The sequence below is a fragment of the Mycoplasma sp. Ms02 genome, assembly GCF_019720735.1.
Classification (GTDB): Bacteria; Bacillota_I; Bacilli_A; order Mycoplasmatales; family Metamycoplasmataceae; genus Mycoplasmopsis.
The window spans coordinates 30,178-48,161 of record NZ_CP081302.1; the positions used below are offsets into that span (position 1 = coordinate 30,178).

General features: G+C 31.5%; 14 protein-coding genes. 5 read left to right on the forward strand and 9 right to left on the reverse strand.

Going from position 1 to position 17,984, the window contains the following annotated elements:
* Positions 1 to 38: 38 nt before the first annotated feature.
* The 3 genes from obgE to rplA all read left to right on the forward strand — a co-directional run bounded on the left by obgE (position 39) and on the right by rplA (position 2,820).
* Entirely contained in the window at positions 39 to 1,301 is a 1,263-nt protein-coding gene (gene obgE, locus K4L35_RS00140; protein ID WP_221617564.1) for a GTPase ObgE, read from the forward strand.
* Positions 1,302 to 1,534: 233 nt separating this feature from the next.
* On the forward strand, positions 1,535 to 2,122 hold the full coding sequence (gene rplK / locus K4L35_RS00145; RefSeq protein WP_221617565.1) for a 50S ribosomal protein L11: 588 nt from the start codon (positions 1,535 to 1,537) through the stop codon (positions 2,120 to 2,122).
* Between the two features lie 2 nt (positions 2,123 to 2,124).
* Complete coding sequence (gene rplA / locus K4L35_RS00150; protein ID WP_221617566.1) at positions 2,125 to 2,820, forward strand: 50S ribosomal protein L1; 696 nt, start codon at positions 2,125 to 2,127, stop codon at positions 2,818 to 2,820.
* Between the two features lie 159 nt (positions 2,821 to 2,979).
* Here the strand turns inward: rplA and K4L35_RS00155 are convergent, their stop codons facing one another.
* The gene (locus K4L35_RS00155; protein WP_221617329.1) at positions 2,980 to 4,215 is read right to left on the reverse strand and encodes an IS3 family transposase; all 1,236 of its coding nucleotides are present in this window, start codon (positions 4,213 to 4,215) and stop codon (positions 2,980 to 2,982) included.
* 140 nt (positions 4,216 to 4,355) lie between these two features.
* Here K4L35_RS00155 and K4L35_RS00160 point away from each other — a divergent pair, with 140 nt between their 5' ends.
* Together K4L35_RS00160 and K4L35_RS00165 are read left to right on the forward strand one after the other, a co-directional pair.
* A complete protein-coding gene (locus K4L35_RS00160) occupies positions 4,356 to 5,954 on the forward strand; it encodes a PTS transporter subunit EIIC (RefSeq protein WP_221617567.1) in 1,599 nt (532 codons plus the stop codon).
* Between the two features lie 45 nt (positions 5,955 to 5,999).
* Entirely contained in the window at positions 6,000 to 8,432 is a 2,433-nt protein-coding gene (locus K4L35_RS00165) for a PfkB family carbohydrate kinase (protein WP_221617568.1), read from the forward strand.
* Positions 8,433 to 8,677: 245 nt separating this feature from the next.
* Here K4L35_RS00165 and K4L35_RS00170 read toward each other — a convergent pair whose 3' ends face one another.
* From K4L35_RS00170 to K4L35_RS00205, 8 genes are all read right to left on the reverse strand, one after another.
* Positions 8,678 to 9,685, reverse strand: coding sequence for an endonuclease (locus tag K4L35_RS00170; protein ID WP_221617569.1), 1,008 nt, complete (start codon positions 9,683 to 9,685; stop codon positions 8,678 to 8,680).
* A 41-nt stretch (positions 9,686 to 9,726) separates the two neighbouring features.
* Positions 9,727 to 12,009: a UU173 family protein gene (locus K4L35_RS00175; RefSeq protein ID WP_221617570.1), complete on the reverse strand. Its 2,283-nt coding sequence runs from the start codon at positions 12,007 to 12,009 to the stop codon at positions 9,727 to 9,729.
* Positions 11,996 to 12,868: an MAGa7180 family putative nuclease gene (locus tag K4L35_RS00180; RefSeq protein ID WP_221617571.1), complete on the reverse strand. Its 873-nt coding sequence runs from the start codon at positions 12,866 to 12,868 to the stop codon at positions 11,996 to 11,998. Before K4L35_RS00180 ends, K4L35_RS00175 begins: the two co-directional genes overlap by 14 nt.
* A complete protein-coding gene (locus tag K4L35_RS00185; RefSeq protein WP_221617572.1) occupies positions 12,868 to 13,500 on the reverse strand; it encodes a hypothetical protein in 633 nt (210 codons plus the stop codon). Before K4L35_RS00185 ends, K4L35_RS00180 begins: the two co-directional genes overlap by 1 nt.
* A gap of 132 nt (positions 13,501 to 13,632) precedes the next feature.
* Entirely contained in the window at positions 13,633 to 15,456 is a 1,824-nt protein-coding gene (topA, locus tag K4L35_RS00190; RefSeq protein WP_221617573.1) for a type I DNA topoisomerase, read from the reverse strand.
* 22 nt (positions 15,457 to 15,478) lie between these two features.
* A complete protein-coding gene (locus K4L35_RS00195) occupies positions 15,479 to 16,189 on the reverse strand; it encodes a pseudouridine synthase (RefSeq protein ID WP_221617574.1) in 711 nt (236 codons plus the stop codon).
* 1 nt (position 16,190) lies between these two features.
* The gene (locus K4L35_RS00200) at positions 16,191 to 17,264 is read right to left on the reverse strand and encodes an MAG0770 family lipoprotein (RefSeq protein ID WP_221617575.1); all 1,074 of its coding nucleotides are present in this window, start codon (positions 17,262 to 17,264) and stop codon (positions 16,191 to 16,193) included.
* Complete coding sequence (locus K4L35_RS00205) at positions 17,239 to 17,982, reverse strand: pseudouridine synthase (RefSeq protein WP_221617576.1); 744 nt, start codon at positions 17,980 to 17,982, stop codon at positions 17,239 to 17,241. The genes K4L35_RS00200 and K4L35_RS00205 overlap by 26 nt, the downstream gene beginning before the upstream one ends.
* Positions 17,983 to 17,984: the final 2 nt, after the last annotated feature.

Genomic DNA, 17,984 nt, shown 5'->3' on the forward strand with positions numbered 1-17,984 from the left:
AATAGTATAATTACAAAACTTAAATAAAAGGGGTAAAAATGGCACGTTTTATTGACGAAGTTAGAATTTTAGTGAAAGCTGGAAAAGGTGGAGACGGTATGATTTCGTTCCGTCGTGAAGCTCACGTTGACAAAGGTGGACCTGACGGTGGTGACGGTGGAAATGGTGGATCAATCTATTTTGTAGGCGATTTAGGAAAAAACACACTTCTAAGTTTTTATAAAAATAAACATATTGTTGCTGAAGATGGGGTTAAAGGTGGTCCTAAAAACCTATATGGAGCAAATGCTGAACATACATATATCAAAGTTCCTGTTGGAACACTTGTTTATAACGGTAAAAAACTTGTTGCCGATGTCGTTGAACCAAATACACCTTATTTAGTTGCAAAAGGTGGAAAGGGTGGACGTGGAAACACCAAGTTCAAAACTTCAAGAAATACAGCTCCAAGAATTTCCGAAAACGGGACACCAGGAGAGAGTTTCGAAGCTCACATTGTTCTTAAAATTATGTCAGATGTTGGAGTAGTCGGTAAACCAAGTGCAGGAAAATCAACTTTTCTTAATGCAGTTTCTAACGCAAAAGCAAAGGTAGCAGAATACGAGTTTACAACCTTAGTTCCTCAATTAGGAATGATTAAGTACTATGACTATTCTTACTCAATTGCCGATTTACCAGGATTAATTAAAGGTGCTGCTTTAGGTAAAGGGCTTGGTCATAGATTCCTTAAACACATCGAAAGATGTCGTGTTATAGCTCACATTGTTGACTTTGGTTCAGAAGAAAAAAATCCTATTGAAGATTTTGAAGTAATCAACGAGGAACTTAAATCTTACGATCTAAAACTTGAGCAAAAGCCGCAAGTAGTAATCGCAAATAAATCTGATTTACCTTCTTTTAAGGACAATTTAGAGAAATTTAAAGCGAAGTATCCTAATATTTCGGTTGTAGAAATATCAGCAATCGAAAGAGAAAATCTCGAAATTGTTAAAAAAGTTCTTTGAGAAGAAATTCAAAAAAATATTTTCACCCCAATCGAAGAAACAGAACAAGAAGTAGTGATCGAATACGAACCTGATTATGTTGTAATTAGCCCTTATGCAGGATACTTTGAAGTATCAGGAAAAAAAGTTGAAGAAGTTTATCATAAAAATCCTTTAAACACATACGATAACTTATTAAGGTTTAATAACATTCTAAAAAAAATTGGTGTATGAGATGAATTGATTAGAAGAGATATTGCACCAGGAGATACTGTTCAAATCTTAGATTTTCAGTTTCAATGAGAAGATGATAAATAAACTGCGTCTGCAGTTTTTTTCTTTTTAGTCAATTAATTCTGTTGTCAATTTAAAAAAATATAAATACTTTTCAAAAATGACTATGAAACAGGTATATTGGTTTAAACTTAAGAACTATTGTTTTTTAATAAATTATTTATAATTTAAAAGCAATTACTAATAATTGCCTCTAACTAGTGGGAGATACTTAAGAATATCGCTAGTACCACAATTATCGAAAGGATATTTTAACTATGGCTAAAAAAGAAGTAGTTCGTGTTAGTAAGTTAGAATTTATCGCTGGTCAAGCTAAACCTGGTCCTGCACTTGCTGGTGTTGGAATCAACATGCCTGACTTTACAAGAGCATTCAACGACGCTACAAGAGATAGAGGGAACGAACCAGTTCCTGTACAAATTACAGTATACAAAGACAAATCATTTGATTTCAAACTATTTACAGCTCCTGCATCATTCAAAATTAAGCAAGCTGCTAAAATCCAAAAAGGTTCATCAAACGCGAAAACAACAATCGCTGCAACAATCAAATTAGAACAACTAAGAGAAATCGCTGAATACAAATTACCTGACTTAAACTGTGACAATGTTGAAGCTGCTATGGCAATCGTTGCCGGAACAGCAAGAAACATGGGAGTTTTAGTTGAAGGATACGACGATATTGCTAAAGCTAAACAAGAAGCTAAAGCTGCTGCTAAAGCTGCTTCAGCTGCTGCTGCAAAAGAAGCTTCACTAGCTGCTGCTGCAGAAGAATTAGCAGAATCAAAAGGTAAAGGAATTGAAGTAAACGTTATTTCTGAAGAAAACAAAGGAGATGCTGAATAATTATGGCTAAAAAAGTTTCTAAAAAATTACAAGCTGCTCGTGCTTCATTTGACAAAAATGTTGCTTACGAATTAGAGCAAGCTATTGAATTAGCAAAATCAACATCATACGCAAACTTTGATTCATCAATCGATTTAGCTTTTAACTTAAACTTAGACGTTCGTAAAGCAGATCAACAATTACGTGGAGCTGTTTTACTACCTCACGGAACAGGTAAATCAATTCGTGTATTAGTTGTTTCAAACACACCTGAAAAATTAAGAGCTGCTGAAGCTGCTGGTGCTGACATTGTTGTTGACGGACCTGCTTTAGAGCAAAAAATTAAAGAAGATGATTTTGACTTTGACGTAATGGTTGCAGATCCTGCAATGATGCCTCTTTTAGGAAAATATGGTAAAAAACTAGGACCTAAAGGTCTTATGCCAAACCCTAAAACAGGTACAGTTACTCCAACACCTGAAAAAGCTGTTGAAGAACTTAAAAAAGGTAAAGCAAACTACCGTACAGATAAAGCTGGAATCGTACATACATTAGTTGGTAAAAAATCAATGTCAACTGAACAACTTGTAGAAAATGCGAAGACAGTTATTAGTTTAATTAAAAAACTTAAACCAGCTGCTGTTAAAGGAACATACATGTTAAACTTAACAGTTTCAGCATCAATGGGACCAAGTGTAAAAATTAAATTAGACAAGTAATCCAATAAAACACCGTATCGGTGTTTTTTTGTTTTTATAAATACTTTCACTAGACCGAACAAGATTGAAAAAGTTGTGTAAATGCTTATATTAAACAAATAAATTTAACTATTTTCAAGTTATTAAATTTAAACTAGGACAGTTATTTCGGAATTTAAATTATCTATATAAAGCACTTCAGGATTCCTGAGGTGTTTTAAAATTGAGTTTTTTCTGAAATCTTTCGGTGTTATATCATTCAATAAAATTGTTAATTTGACTTTTTAGTTCCACAAACGACATATCTTTTGTGGAAATGTTGTAAATAAGTTCAGTTTTTAGAATTGAGAAAAAGTATTCAATTTCTCTGTTATCCAACGAGTTTCCAACTCTACTCATTGAAATTTTGCCATTCAAGTTTTTTATTGTTTCTAAATATTCCTGACTAGAATATTGTGATCCATGATCTGAGTGAATTACGAAGTCATGTATTTTGGAAAAGTTAATAGAAGTTAAAGAATCAAGAACCAGTTCAACATTATTAGTCCTACTTAGAGATCATCCGACAATCTTTTTGGTTTTATTGTGTAAAACTGCTGACAAAAAGACATGATTTTCCTTAACGTCCTTAGGTGCAGAAATATATGTAACATCGGTTGAAAATGTTTCTTGTTTAAGTCCATCAAAATCTCTTTTCATTAGGTCTGGAAATTTAACATTTGTATTTTTAGATTCTTTTCTTTTTGATTTTTGTCTGATAACACATTTCAAACCAAGTTTCTTCATTCTTCTTCCTATAGTCCTGTAATTAAGTGCTATTCCATGTTTTTTTAATATGTAAAAAGACAGTCTTTCCCTACCGAATCTGAACTTAGTATCTTCCATAGCTTTTTTAATTATTTCCATCTCTTTCTGAATTTGAGATTTTTTAAGTGTCATTTTGTATGACCTTTTTACGAAGTCATAAAAAGTAGATTTTTTAAATAAGAAACATAAAATTAGTTGTGATCTTTTCCTGGATTTGCCTTTCTTTTGGTTTAAAAGTTTTATGGCATCTTGAATTGTAAAATCAACTCCGTTACGATCAAAAATCTCTCTAAACATTTCTATAACAAAAACCATGTCTTCTTTATCAAAAACATCGTAATCTACTTTTCACTCTGGGCTGCTTAGGTCAACCTTTCTTTTTCTTCCTCTTCTTTCGATTGATGGTTTTTTCTTTTCTGGCAAAGTACCTTTTTCTTTGTAATTCATATAATAAATTTTAAATTTTTTATACAAACTTGGTTTACCAAAATCAACAAAGAACTTTTCTTTTATATATAAGAAAAACATCTTGTCTCCATACTTCTCAAAATTAAACTTTTCATAAACTTTAAAGAGTTTTATAAGCATTTCATTGTTTAAGTTTTTCATTCTTGCTCCTTTAGAAAAATAAAAATCGGAATTTCCGATTTTTTTGTCCTAGTTTAATTTATTCAAAAAAGTTCATATTTGATCATTATTTTCATAGCTAATTAAATTTTTTTAATAAAATTGAAAAGAAAGGATTTTATATGAAATACGATTGAAAAAAGATCACCAAAGACATTACAAAAGGTCTTGGTGGTGAAGATAATATCGAAAAGGTTTATCACTGTGCAACAAGACTAAGATCAGTTGTTAAAGACACAAACCTTGTAGATAAAGAACTACTTGCTTCAATTGAACTTGCAAAAGGCGTTAACTTAAACCAAAAAGAAGTTCAAATCATTTTTGGAGCAGGAACAGTTAACAAAGTGTATGAACACTATGTTAAAAATGAACAATCTGTTCAAACTTCAGCACACGAAGAAAAAACAAAAACTTTTAGCTGAAACGCAACAGAATCATTCAAATCTAACTTGTTTAGAAATACAAGAAACCTTGTAAGAGGATTTGCTGAAATTTTCATTCCTTTAATTCCTCTTTTCATCGTAGGTGGTATTGCTCTTGCTCTTAATTCATTTGTTGAATCATTCAAGAGTGAAAACACAACCATAAAAGGATTAGAGTTTATTCTTTCAATGATCGGTGGAGCAATCCTAGGATCATTACCAGCATTCGTTGGTTACACAGCAATGAAAAAATTTGGTGGTAACCCAATGTTAGGGCTTGCAGTCGGGATCATTATGGTTTCACCAAGCCTTTTAAACTCATGAGAACAAAAAAGCTTTCAAGTATTCATCGTAGGAGACGGTACAGAATTACCTAAAGGTATAGCAAAAGCTTATTCATTGTTCCCTGTGACATGAGGATTCTTTAAATTTGAATTAATTGGATATCAAGCTCAAGTCGTGCCAGTCTTAATGATTGTTTACTTAGCTTACTGAATCGAAAGATTGATGAAAAAAATATCACACGAATCTATTGCTATTCTTTCAATACCATTAGCAACAGTATTCGGTTCAGTTTTCTTAGGATTCTGAATTTTAGGACCTATTGGACGTGAAATTTCAAATCTACTAGCCTCAGCATTCAGTGGATTATGAACTTACACAAACTTCCCATTCTTTGGATTAGGTGGATTAATAATTGGTTTTGTTTACCCATTCTTAGTTGTAACAGGTCTACACCAAGGATTATTACCAATTGAAGCAACTCTGGTTACAAGCACATCTTCAAAATTCGGAATTGGTATGACATGAATCACACCTATTGCGACAGTTTCAAACATTGCACAAGGTATGACAGGTTTAGGGATAATTATTGTTCTATTGATGAACAAACAATCTAAACAAATGTCAAAAGTTGTTTCAGCTACAGTTTCTGCAAACCTAGGTATCACAGAGCCTACATTATTTGGTGTTAACTTACCATTAAGATACCCATTAATCATCGGAGCGATTGCATCTGCTGCTGGTGGATACTGATTAGGTATGTCGCAAGCATACGCAACATCAAATGGTAGTGCTTCATGACTAGGAAATGTCTTACAATTTAGTTGAAAAGTTACAGAAGATCAAAAAGCATACTATGCAGAAAACCTGAAATTCAACTATGTATTCCACGACACAATGTCAAACGGAGTAAAAATGGTAATCGGTAACTTAATTACATCTGTAGTAGCCGTTATTGGTACAGTTATTTGATCAAAAACAAAAGGAAAAGAAGTTCTTGCTAAATGAGCTGCTTAATAATATAATATAAAAAAGACCGAAAGGTCTTTTTTTAGGAGACCTATGACCAAAAAAGAATCTTTTTATAATTCTGAACTGAATTTTGCCAAATCAGTTTCACAAAAACCTTATTACGCAAATACTTTAAACTTTAAAAATAAAAGTCAAATTAAAATCAATCATGTATTGTCACAAAAAAGTTCTTACTTAAATGCTGCGCATATTAACCCCTACTCAGGATTATTAAATGATCCTAATGGTATGTTTTACTACGATGGTTTTTACTATATTTTTTATCAAAACTCTCCTGCTGTGTCTGCACACAAAAATAAACATTGATCAGCTTATAAAACATCTGACTTTGTTAAGTATGAAGACTTAGGAATAATAATAGAACCTTCTGAAGAATTTGATTTGAACGGAATTTACAGTGGTGGAGCTTTTGTTCATAATGATGAAGTGTATTTATACTACACAGGAAACAGAAAGCTTCCTTCAAAAGAAAAAGAAGGTGAATTTGATCGACTTTCAACAGTGGTAGTAACGAAATTTGATACAAAGACTAACAAAATTGTCAACAAAAAAAGCTTATTCAGTTTTCCGGCCAATGAGTTCACAGGGCACGTAAGAGATCCTTTCATTTTTGTTGAGAATGATGTTATTTATTTATTACAAGGAGCTCAGCTGGCTAATGGATTAAAAGGAACAGTAAATGTTTTCAGTTCTAAGTCTCCTGATTCAGATTTTAAGTATCTAGGATATTTAAAAATCAAAGGTTTTGATCTTTCTGATGCATTTATGCTTGAATGTCCAATGCTATTAAAACAAGGAGACAAATATCTTTTAAGTGTTTCTACGCAAGGAAAAATGTATTTCAATGATAAAGCCGAAAAAGCAGACACTAATATTTTCTTGATAGGAAAAATTAATTGAGAAACTTTAACTTTTGAAGTTGAATCGTGAAGTTTTGCAGATTGAGGTAATGATTTTTATGCTTCGCAAAACTTCAATAACATAGAAGAAAATGTAATAATTGGATGAGCTGCAAAGCCAATTGATATTGATGTTGCAACATTTAGAAATGGGTTTATGCACTCGCTCACAGCACCTAGAAAAATTTATTTTGAAAACGGAAAGATTTACCAATCTTTTTACAAAATAGATGATTTAGTCTTTGACAGATGAAATGAAAATAGTGACTTTGAACTCGCTAAACCTATTTATTTAAAAGCAGACGTAAATAATGATTTTGAAATCAAAATATATAATCACGAAGGTGATGAGTTATTAATTCAGTATCAAAACGAAGCTCTTTCGTTAGATAGATCAAATATGTCTGTTTTACAGTCAAATACAGAAAGTTCAGTACTAGAAAGAAAAGTTAAAATAAAAGATATAGAAATCATAATTGATAACTCATTAATTGAAATTTTAGCCAACAACGGCTCGTTTGCATCGACAAATAAGTATTTTATTACTGGTAAAAAACATATAAAATTAAATAACTTAAATGCAAAATATAAACTAATGAAAGAACATAAAGTTATGAAGAGAAAAGAAAAAGTAATTTTACTACCAGGTGAAGCCTTAATCGATCAATTTGTTTCAGATCAAGGAGTGACTAAAAAAGTAGGTGGTGCTCCATTAAATGTAGTTGGTGCAATCAATTTATTAAACCAAAGTGCTTATTTCTTAGGATCTATTGGTAAAGATTCAAATGGTTCCCTGATTAAAAATTATTTTGAGAATAATAACATGTCGACGCAATATCTTAGTGAACTTGACAAAAAAACAACAGTTGCTAACGTATCTTTAGATGCATCTGGGGAAAGAAGCTTTACTTTTGAAAGAGGAGCAGATGCCGATTATCTATTAAATCAAGATATTGATTTCGATGCCTTAGTGTTAAGTAGTGCAACAGCGATGTTAGGTGATAATTTACTAGAAACATACAACAAACTTCTTGCAAAAGCAAATCAGGAATCCAAACTGGTTTTCTTTGATCCTAATTATCGTGAAGCTTTATATGGAGACCGAATTGAAAAATTCGTTAGCGATACATTAGATTTTATCGCTAAATCGGATGTTATAAAGTTATCAGATCAAGAATATGAAATGATATTTGATCAAAAACTTGACTTAGAAAATCTTGAAAACTCAAAATTGAGATTATTTACAAACAAAATGTTTTTAATTACTTTAGGCGAAAAAGGTGTTTTGGTTTCATATAACCATCAACAACTTGTTGTTCCTAGTGTAAAAACAAATGTTGTTGATACAACGGGAGCAGGAGATTCTTTCTTTGGGTACTTTATTGCTCAGTTTGTTGAAGAAGATCTAAAAATGGATGAATTAAATCTTCAACACTTAAAAGCTATGCTCTTTAAAGCAAACTTATGTGCTTCATTTGTCATCTCTAAAAAAGGTGCCGTGGAGTCGCTTCCAAGTGTGCAAGAAATTGAGGATAAGTTCAATGAACAGTTTTTTAACCTTTAGAAACTTTAAGTTCTTATTATTAGGCGTTTTTGTCTTTGGTTTACTCTCAGGAGTTATCATTAACGTCGTTATCGTGTTTTCTGGTGCCGTGATAACATGATTATGATGATTAGTAATGCCTTTAGGTTTTGCATTAATGTTTACCTTATTAGTTTACGGTGTTTTAAACATTTTCGGAATAGCAAAACGATTTAATAAATAAGTTGACAAAAAAAGCATGTATACAGGTGTATACGTGCTTTTTGCTATTCGTTTTCTAGAACTCCAATTGCAACACCTTTGTTGACAAAAGGAACTGGGTTTTCGCCAAATAAGGATTTTTCAAGCTCTGGATAATCGATGAATGGGTTTCTGATTTGAGCGTAGTCATTATATGTGTCATGGTTTCTTTTGATATCTCATTTCGACACTTTATCGTTTGAGTGTCAGTTTAGATATATTTGTTGGTATTTATCTTGAATAAAAGGATAGTTAACTGTGAAGATTGAGTTTTTGTTTGTTATTGATTGATCATTATATGTTAAAGCAAAGTAAAGATAAGCTCTAGCAATATCACCCTTAAACTCGTCGATAACTTCAAATACTACTTCATTTTCGCTATCTGTACCAAGTTTTCCGCCATTTTGTGTTGTTGTAGTTGCGTTTTGTACAATACCATGTGGATTGTTATCTCTTAAAGCATTTACTTTAATGTCTGTAGGTCAAACAAAGTTTGCATCTGCCACCATAGGTAGAGCTTTATTGAATCATGATTGAGGTATGATGTGCTCTCTGTTAAGACCTTCGCCTTCTACTTTGGCACCACTTTTACCTTTTGTGTATTCTGCATATGTATAAGGATCTACAGCTTCTGGGTTTTCTGAGTAGAAGTCTAATACTGAATTATCTTTTTCATAAACAGAATCTTTAAAAGCTTCTGAAGATAGATAAAAGTCTGGAAGATCTTGATACTTTTTGTTTGTGTCTCTTTTAGTTTTTTGAATTTCGAAAAGAGCGTCTCATAATTCTTTTCCAGATTTACCATCTGCTGCTTCATAATAGTCATTTTCGGCGTCATACTGGATTTTTAATTCTGTGGATTTAACCACTTCTTCGGTCTTAGAATCCAAAGTTACGTCTGTTTTGGGTTTGGGAGCATCATTGTTTTCTGATGCTTCGCTGTTAGTGTTTTGAGATGAACAAGCAACAGCTAGCAACGGCGTTGCTAAAGGTAATGCAAGTCATCATGCTTTTTTTAAATTAACTGATTTCATAATTTAAATTGTAATACAAAAAAGAAAAAAGCAAAAAAGAGTTATTTAAACTCTAATTTGCCGTTTTGTAAGACGTAATTCTTAGTATCAGAATCGCCTGGATTAATATTATATTCAAAATTAGAAATTTCAGGAGTAATTTTTCTAAATAAAAACATAATAAATTCGTACACCATGATCATTGCCTTTACATCGTTTTCACAATATTCAAGTAAGAAAGGTGTGATCTGGTTTCAAGAAAGTTCTTTGGTATTGCCTAAGTATCTTTGAATTGCTTCGTGCATTGCCATTGTACCTTTTTGAATTGTCAATGTTTTATAAGGTTTAATTAAATTGGCCATAGGAAGTCTATTTTTTGTAATTGCATATTCAACTTTTTTAATTGAGTAAGATCAATTCATGTCTCTTAAAAAAACCATCATTAACTGTTTTGCCTTATTATCTACTCCTTGTTCGCTGTTTTTAATAATCTCGATATCTCCATTTTTAAACTCAAAAAAGAACAGATCAGAGTAACCCTCAGCACTAATTCACTTTAATTGAGGTCTAAAACAATCCATTAGATCGATCGTGTTGTTATTAATGTGCATAACCATTGAATGAAATTCATTTTCATCTTTAATGCCTAATTGATAAAACTCTTTTTGAAAATCTTGAGCCCTTTTATAGAAACCAGGATCTACTTCAGAATCTTTTCTGCAGTTTAGATGTTTTTTAACCAAACTAAGAATTTCGTTGTTTCTTATGTTTTCGTAATTCTTATTAAACACTACAAAAAGATCTGCCTTATTGCTGTAAATGTATTTTATAAATTTAACAAGCTCAATAAGCTTGGTTTTGTTTGTGTCAAAAATATAGTTTTCAATTCGTTCTGTTTTCCCGTTTATGGTTTCAATTATTGAAACTTGGTTGACTATTTGCTGATAGCAATAAGCACCATCAACTATTGGAAGAATTGATGAGAATCCCTCGTAGTCGTACCAAATAATTCTTTTATCTTTTTCGTGCATTTTTTTGATTACGTTAAGTGCTGATAAACGTACAAAATTTTTATAACCTTGGAAATCGCTCATTAGTTGATGTGTTTTTTTTGGGTTGTACTGATCGACTGATTTGGCGAATAACATTGATGAAGTGAATCTAAAATTATGACCAAATAGTAGCTTTGTAATCATGGCTATTACATCTTTGTCAATGTGTTTATTCTCCCAATATTTGTACTTGCATCATTCATCATCTTGAGAGTTTATAGCTGACTCAAATTTGAAATCTTTTAAACCTGTAATTGCTAAACTGACTGTTTCATAGGTGTTTTCATGATTTTGGTATTGTTTATAAACTGAAATTAACTTTGATAATTGCTGCGTGAAATTACCTGGTATGATTGGAGTCACTTTTTCTAGAACTTTATCATAATTAAATTCTTGCTCATTTTTCTTTGATCTAAGAACGCCTTCAGGAATCATTTGTGATGCCACAAAATCAATTATCTTGTAGTTTCTATCAGCACCATATCTTTTAGCTTCTGATCAAACTTTACCTGTTACTTTTGCTTCATATGATCACATTTCGTCAAAACTTTTAGGTTTTGTTGGCTTGGAATTACTAAATAAAGACCCAAGAGCTTCAAAATATGGTGGATTGTCTTGAGTTGTGTCCATGTAATACTGAGCCATTGAATCTATAGCAATTAAAGAAATATCATTAACATTTATTTTTAAGCTTTTTAGGATCTGAAAATCGTAAAATGCTTTTAGGTAATTATCGCCAGAAAGTTTGCTTGAATATTTTAAGTAAACAATTTTGGCTAAATTTTTGTCAAAAATTAATGGATTAGTTACGAATCAGTAATTATTTTGACCATCACTTTCTTTCATATATCCAAATTGCGCTCCTATGATAAGCTTAATTTTTTCGTCAGAAAGTGCTTTTAGAGTGAATTGTGCTTTGTCAACAAAAGATAAATTGTTGGGCACGAATATGATCTCATCATGTTGATATTGTTGCTTTTTGGCGTAAAAATCTATAGCCTTGGTTGTATAAATATCAAAAGATTTATTGTATTCAATTGCGATGAAATCAGATTTCTGATCAGATGCCGAATAAGAAAGAAAATCCTCGTCGTCGATATTTACTTCTGATTCTTCATCGTCTTTAGAGTAAATGTTTAACTTGTCTTCGTCTGTTAAAGTGTAGTTATATTTGCTTTCAAAGAGTTTTTCCATTGTTTCTAATGGATTTGCGTCAAAGATAAAAAAATCCAAGTCTCATAGTTGACGTTGGAAATTTTTGTAAGTGATTTTTATATCTTTAAGGTTGTTCATCTAAATCTGCCTTATTAAGTTTTTTTCACTTTTCCAGAAGCTCGACCCATTCTTGTTCGTTTTTGCATCTTAAGTATTCAATTTGGTCAGAGTCAATTCTCATATCATAAACTGGGGAAATCCCTGATTGTGTATGCTCTCTGTACCAACTTTTAACAAAGTTGATGTCATCTTGAGCTTCAGTGTGGTTGGTTAAAAAATTAAATGTTGAAAAATTACGTTTTTTGATGTCGTAATTTTCAGGATGTTCGTAATCTCCTTCTTCGTCTCTTAAGAAGGTCGCTAATATTGTGTATCGATCTGCGTTCATCAAATGAGCATAAAGTTGAGCTTGTTTTCTGTAAGCGACAGGAACACCTGGTCAACGGTTTGAAGGATCTTGTGATTTTTTAGATCATGTTTCGTATTTTTTGTACCCTACTGTTTTAGCTTCCAAAAGTATACCCTCTGTTCTGTTAAAACCGTCGGGAACTCCACCGATTACATCATCTTTGCCTTCAAAATAGTTAAATCCATAATCCTTTGCAACGTAATGCTCAATTACTACATCTGGATTTTTAGTCTTCATTAGTTCAGTGTAGAAACTAAAGATCTTGGGTTCGATTTCATTACCAGCATTAATATATTTTTTGCTTAAAACAGGCAATTTTAGTCTAGCGATATGACAAAATGCTCCAAACTGGCTTTTGAAAGCGTCTGTTTTGAGCACGTCAGGAATTGTGCTACCACCAATTTTTTTAAATTTGGTTCATTGGTCATCTGAAAGTAATTGCTTATGAAAATTTTCTTCTAGGTGTAATCTTTTGTTCACTTCATCTAAAAAGTAATGTACACCATTGTAATATTTTCTTTTAGCCATTATTTTAAGTAGTTTCTAATAAATGTTTCTGCCATCATTGAAACATTGTCTCAGAAAGGAACTCCTTCTTCGTTGATTAGAATTCTTTGTGGAATGATGTAGTCAAAACAAATGTTTACTAATTTGTCAAAACTTGTTTCTGTGTCGTTGTCGTCAACACCAGCTACAAATTTAGTAGCATCCATGAATTTTTCGATTCTAATTGCAGTAACTTTAACCTTGTCTTCAGGCTTTACTACTTTTTGTACTTTTTGAATGTTTCCTTTAAAGTAGTCTAATTCGTTTGGAAAACGCATGTCATCAATTAAAAAAAGTGAGTTTTGATTTGCTTCAGATGCTTTTTTTGCAAATTCAATAATTTTATTGAATGTTCTAGCACATCAAATATCGCTGTCGATATTACGACCTACTTCTCCCATTGCGATTCATAAAGGTCTTACAACCTCTTTGTCGTTTCCGTCTCATTTAATTTCTTCTAAGATTGGTTTTGTAATTGCTTTAATTGGTTCAGCAAAAGACAAAATATAAATATTTTGGTATTTTTTAGCTAGCTTTTTTTGTAATTCGCTACTAAATAAACCTTTACCACTTCGTCTTTTTCCGTTTATTAAAATAACATTATGTTTGTTCATTATCACTCCTTATTTCAGTATGGTAATATCATAACAATTTTTGCATTTCGTCTTTTGATGTTTCAGAATTACCATATTTGAGTTTTCTAGGCTTAAAATGGTTAAAAAAATGGTATTGTAATACCAATTTTTTTATTTTGGAAGTTCTCCTTCGTTTAAACTTCTTGTAAATTTACAATTTGGGAAGTTTTTACATCCAACAAATTTCTGACCTTTTTTGTTTCTACGAACGATTAATAATCCTTCATCTTCTGGACAAGGTTCAGGGAGAATGATTTCTGCCATTGCTGTTTTTTCCATTTCTTCGGCTGCCTTGTCAAGACTTTTTGTGAATCTTTCTCAAAATTCAGTCATAACTGTAGGGACTTCAAGTTGAGAATCTGCGATTTGATCCAACTCAGCTTCAACATGAGCTGTGTATTCTTCGTTTATAATGTCGCTAAAATGATTGATTAGTTTTTCAAGGACATTAAAACCGAATTCTGTAGGTTTTATTGATGAACCTTCAGTTTCAACGTAATCACGTTCTTTAATAATTTTAATAGTTGAAGCAAAAGTAGATGGACGACCTACTTTAATTTCATCAAGAGCTTCAATTAGCGAACCGTCTGTATATCTAGGAATTGGTTTAGTTTGGTGGAAAGAAAAGTCAAAATTCTCCACTGGAATGATTTGATTTAATTGATAATTTGGATCTGGCGCATCTTCTTCGACACCTGTAACAACATAAAATCCATCAAATACGACACTAGAAAATGAATTTCTGAATTTGTAATCACCATTTTGGTAAGTGTATGACTTAGATGATCTTATTGGTTGTTTAATTAATGCTTGAAGTGTGTTGTTGTAAATCAATTCATACAATTTAATATCAGTATCTGTCATTTCAGGGTATTTTTGAGCAGCTAAAGCAGGTGTTAAACTAACATCAGTAGGTCTGATAGCTTCGTGGGCATCTTGATCTCCTGAAAAGCCTTTTATTGAATCGCTGATATAATTTTTACCTCATTTTTGAGCTATATAAGCATGTGCTTGGTTGATAAATGTTTGACTTAGTCTTGAAGAGTCGGTTCTTGGGTATGAGATAAGACCACCATCACCAAAACCTTCATAAAGCCTTTGAGCTATGCTTTGTGTCGATCCTGAGCTGAAAGGACTTCTTTTATAAAGTGCAGCTTGTTTAAAAGGTGTCAGAGCTTTAACTTTTCTTTGGGTTTCTGAAATATCAACTACTTCTAGTTCTTTTTTGGCAGTTTCAAAGTACTTTTTAATTTCTTCAATTTGTTCTGGATAAATTCAGTTCTTTTCTTTGTCAGGATTTGCTGAATTAAAGTATTCAGCTTCTTGATTATCTTTTGTTAAAGCCAATAATTTGTAGTAATCGGTCGGAATAAAGGCTTGAATTTCTTTTTCACGATCGATTACAAGTTTTAGGGCTATAGATTGCACTCTACCTGCACTTGGAGATGTAGGAGCGTTTGCAATTTTTGTTCTTAAAAGACCACTTAATCTGAAACCAATAACACGGTCTAGCATACGACGAGCTTTTTGTGCATTAACTAAAGGATCGTTAATTTTAGTTGGATTGCTCATAGCTTGCTCGATTGCATCTTTTGTAATTTCGTTATATTTAATTCTAAAGTATTTATCTTTTACATCAAGAAATTCAACCAAGTGATCACCAATTGCTTCACCTTCACGGTCGGGGTCAGTTGCGATGTAAACATTTTCAGATTTACTTGCGAGCTTTTTTAATTTTTGAATTAGTTGTTTTTTACCTTTTTCAAGAGTATATTGAGGTGTTCAAGTATCTAAATCAATACCAAGACGGAACTTTCCACTTTTTTTAAGTTCTGCAATATGACCAACACTTGCTTCTACTAAATATTCTTCACCAAGATATTTTTGAATGGTTTTTACCTTGTTTGGTGACTCAACTATTACTAAGTTTTTCATAAATATAAATTTACCACAATCTTTAGTGGTTTGTCCTTTTTTCTTTAAGGGCGAGAATTTCAAAAGATTCTAATCTTCTTCATTCTCCTGCTTTTAAGTTTAAATTTTGCAAACTCAAATTTGCAAAATTTGTACGTTCTAATTTAATAACTTTTAGATTTTTAGCTTTAAACATTCTTCTAACTTGATGATATTTTCCTTGATCAATTGTCAAGTAGCACTCGTTTGATGAAAGAGTTTCAAAGGCGATTGCTTTTGCGATGTATTCGTTATTTATATTTACACCTTGATTACAAAATGATTCAAGATCTTCGAGTTTAATTTCTTTGTCAGTTTTAACGTAATACGTTTTTTTGACATGTTTTTTGGGGTTAAGGAGTTCGTGCAGTAGTTTAGTATCATCACTTAGTATTAAAAGTCCTGATGTATCTTTGTCTAAGCGTCCAAAACTTTGTACGTTTTTTGGTAAAAAATCTAAATAATCATAAATTGTTTGGTTGTATTTATCTTCGTGAGAACAAACTAATCCCAAAGGTTTATTAAAAACATAATAACTGAACTCGTTTGTATCTATTTCTTGATTATCAATTATCAGTTTGTCTCCAAAATTAACTTTTTGACCATGCTTCGCTTTTAAATCATTTACTAAGACAAAACCTTGAGCTATTTTCTTTTTTATCTCAGTACGAGATAATCTAGTTTTTAGCGATATAAGTTTTTCGATTCTAACCATATTAAAGCGATTTAATTAATAAATAAATATTTTTTAAACCAGAGTTCATAAGACCGAAAGATGTTGATGTATAAGTGTCATTATCTTTATCAATTAAAAAGTTTAAAAACTTTTTATACGGATATTGATTTGAATTTATCTTTGTTATTTCTGAAATTGATTGATTCAAGTTTTCTAGGGATGCTACAACTTCATCAAAAATTTGTTTGATTTCTGGGGTTGAATTTAAAGCTTCGGTAAATTTTGAATTAGCTTTTAGCTCTTCAATCATTTCTTGAATTTTTTGACGTGTGTTAATACTTTGTGAACCTTCTTCGGCTTGAACAGTCACTAGCATTCATTCTCTTACAATGTTACCAAGCGCATGTGTATGTGTTTTAAGTTGTTCTTGGTATGTTTGAGTTGAAGATTCGTTATTATCCGATAAATAATTTGCTATTAAATCGTAGTTAACTGTTTTTAATGATTCGTCAAATCATCTTTTTACATATACTGAGCTATTAGAAGTTTCTGAAGCGTTGATTACTTGATCGATATCGATTAATAAACCTTTTTTTATATCTCTCATAGCATCTAAAGATTGAGAATAACTTTTTAGTATATTAATCACTTCTAGATATTTATTGTCATTTATTCATTGATCTTTACGTTCTTTAAGAAGTTTGCTGATATCCTTGTTGATGAATGACATTTTTTCAAGGTAATCCAAAATTGAATCAGAAGAACTAGAAACAAAAAAGCGATTTCTTATTTCGTCAATTACAGCATTATCATTTTCTTGTATTTTTTCGATTAGAGAATAAAGTTTTTGGCTTAAATCTAGGGCTTTTGCATTGATTTCTTTATAGAAATAATCGATATTTTCAGTTTTAAGACTTGATTGGTTGTTAATAAACTTATCAAAATCTTTTTTACCTTTTTCAATTTTTGAGATATTGATTTTTATTTCGCTAAGTTTTTTATCGTCTTCGCTTTGAATTCTGTTGTCAAAAGTTGATCCACACGAAGCAGAAATAAATGGAATTACAGAAAGTGAAGCGAAAATTAAGCTAATCTTTTTGATTCTTTTTAGCATCTTTCTCCATTTCTAGCTCTCTTTGGTAAACTATGTATTTTAAGTTCTTAACTTCCTTTATTGATAATCTCCTGTGCTCTCCAACAGGAATTTTTTCAACTGTTATACCTGCAAATTCGACCCTTTTTAGGTTTATAACCTTTTTATTTACATACTCAAAGAGTTCTTTAACGTGGTGATATGTTCCGACTCTTAGTGAAACTAAATAAGTTTTTGTATCTAGTTGCTCCACAGTTTGAATTGACATTGTGTTTTTAATAGGGACAGGTTTATTTAATCTTTTAAGTTCTATCTTATTTAAAGGTTCATTTAATCTTGCTCTATATTTACGTAAGATTTGATATCTTGGATGAATTAATTTATTTGATAACTCACCATCGTTTGTCATTATTAAAACACCTGTAGTGTCATAATCTAATCTACCAACAGGAAAAATTCTTTCTCTTGAAGGAATTAATTCTGTCACAAGTGTTCTGTTGAAATTGTCTTTAAGCGAACAAATTGTTTTTTCAGGTTTGTTTAAAACGTAATAAACTTTGTTTTCTTGGTTGATTGGAACGTTATCGACAGAAATATGGTCCTTAAAAGATGCTTTTTGTCCGAGCTCAGCAACTTTTCCATTAACTTTTACACGACCAGCTTTAATAAGGTTCTCTGCTTCTCTTCTTGAAGCTATACCAGCTTGAGAGAGTAATTTTTGCAATCTTTCTGTGTTCATTT